A 2,303-nucleotide genomic window follows, 5' to 3' on the forward strand; every position below is an offset into this window, starting at 1 on the left:
CAGAGTTAATATGCTTACACGGCGGTTTGAGTTTCCACTATATCGGACGAAAGGCGAAAAACTTTAGGGCTGATTTGGGCGTTTAAAAATAAAAAATCTGCGATTCACGTAGCCAGATTAACCATTCACGAAGTAGACGTTAGAAATCGCCCTGATTTTTCCGATAAGTTAGTTGAGGACTGGAGGTGGCAGAAACGATAAAAATTGCGGTGTGTGATGATGAAAAAAACATAAGGTCTTACCTTGTTTCGCTCATCAAAAAGCAGGGAGGGGAATACGGCATCACGGAATATGCCTCTGCCGATGCGTACCTTTCGGACGGTAAGGAGCATGACCTTGTATTTCTGGACATAGAGATGGGCGGCTCCGATGCAGGTCTTAATGGCATGGGGCTGGCAAGGCATATCCGGGGCATGGAGGTACAGAAACAGCCCATCATCATTTTTGTGACAGGGTATGAAAAATATGTGTATGATGCGTTTGACGTGGGGGCGTTCCAGTATCTTGTAAAGCCCGTGGACGAACAGAAATTTGCAGAGGTGTTCGGACGGGCGGCGGGGCAAGTTTTATACGAGGTGGAGCAGCGGAAGAAAAAACTTGTGATCCAGTATGGCGGCGAGGGAAAGGCCATACCGCTGAATGACATTTACTACATGGAAAGCCGGAATCACAATATCATCCTGTACTTAAAAAGCGGAAATATAGAATACTATGCAAAGATCGGGGATTTGGAGAAGGAGCTGGCGGGGCAGTTCTACCGCATCCACCGGGGATACCTTATCAACCTTTTCCATGTGGAGGGTTACGATAAGACGGAGGTAAGGATGGCGAACGGGGATAAGCTGCTGCTTTCAAGGTATAAATACGACGGCTTTGTGCAGGCATACACGAATTACATTTCGGAGGAAAGCCTATGAGCCAGCCAGCGTTTGAAACGATTAACAGTATATTGGATATTTGGAAGATTGTCATACAGGCTATCATGTTCCTTGTTTTGTGGGCGGCGGCTTTCAGGGAGAAAAAAGGAAAAATGGATGGCATTGCGGCAGCGCTGTTTATTCTTGCCAATATAGGGATAGGATTTCTGCCGTGTACCGCTTGGGTAAGGTATGGCGTTTCTGCTTTTGCAATAATGGGGTATGCGGGGATATGTTATAAGAAACAGATTGGGAAAGCTGTATTTGTGATGCTCGCTTTTTATAACCTTCATTGCCTGAGTTTCTTGATTGCAAACAGCATCTACATGAAAATAATGAGTGTGATGATGAAAAGGATTGATTTTTTGCAGAATCGTTATCAGCAGGAAGTGAATTGCTGCATGGCAGTTGGGATGTTCTGCTTGGTATTTGCTTATTCGGTATTATTTGTGGCAATGGCGCTTATTTTGTACAGATTTTTGAAGGATGTAATCATAATGGCCTGGCAGGATGTTATCCTGCTTTCCATTCTGAATTTTGTCGGGAGCATGATTACAAGAATCATCAGCGGGCTGATTACTGTAAAGATAGAGGATGAGTTTTTCATTTTATTTGATGAAAAGCCGGATTTGCTTTGGGAAGTTCCAATGATAGCAGTGCTTATTTTCATAGGGGAAGCTGCATTGATTTATTTCTGGCAGAGATACCGCATCCTGCTTGCTGAAAGGCAGAAACATTTTGTGGAAGAACAGCAGGTCAAGGCCATGAAGAAACGCTTGGAGGAAGCGGAGAATTTCTATGGAAGCATCCGCAAGGTAAGACATGAGATGAAAAATCACATGGCGAACATTAAAGGGCTGACGGAAGCAGGTGAGTATGAGGAGATAGAGGGTTATGTACGGCGGATGGACGAAACCATGCAGGAACTGGAATATAAGTATGTGACGGGAAATGCGGTCACAGATGTCATCATCAATGACAAGTGGCGCAGGGCGGAAAAGGCAGGAATCCGGTTTGATGCAGATTTCCGGTATGGAGGGGAAATCCCTGTGTTTGATATGGGAATCATCCTGAACAATCTTTTGGATAATGCTATTGAAGCCTGTGAAAAACTGGAAACAGGTAAAGGATTTATACACCTTTCGTTAAAGCAAAAAAAGCAGTTTTTATTGCTGGAAGTTGAGAACAGCTTTGACGGGGCTGTACCTGTGCAGTCGGGCGGAGGTTTGGTTTTGCCTACAACGAAACAGAGTATCCTGCCGGGGATTATTGCGGAACATGGGATTGGGCTGGAGAACGTGCGTGATGTGGCAGAGAAGTATTTCGGCGGTGTAAATATAAAAGTGAAAGGGGATGTGTTCCATGTGACAGTCATGCTGCAGCAGG

At 44.8% G+C, this 2,303-nt stretch carries 2 protein-coding genes; both read left to right on the plus strand.

All coding sequences use genetic code 11. The features are described from left to right. Nucleotides 1-185: 185 nt before the first annotated feature. Nucleotides 186-917, plus strand: a complete 732-nt coding sequence (locus D7Y06_RS24795; protein WP_120410138.1) for a LytR/AlgR family response regulator transcription factor — start codon at nucleotides 186-188, stop codon at nucleotides 915-917. After that, nucleotides 914-2,303, plus strand: a 1,390-nt coding sequence (locus D7Y06_RS24800) for a sensor histidine kinase (protein ID WP_147415781.1), incomplete at its 3' end; no start/stop codon positions are given. The genes D7Y06_RS24795 and D7Y06_RS24800, both read left to right, overlap by 4 nt.

This window comes from Roseburia sp. 1XD42-69, from assembly GCF_003612565.1.
In the GTDB taxonomy this organism is placed as follows: Bacteria; Bacillota; Clostridia; order Lachnospirales; family Lachnospiraceae; genus Roseburia_B.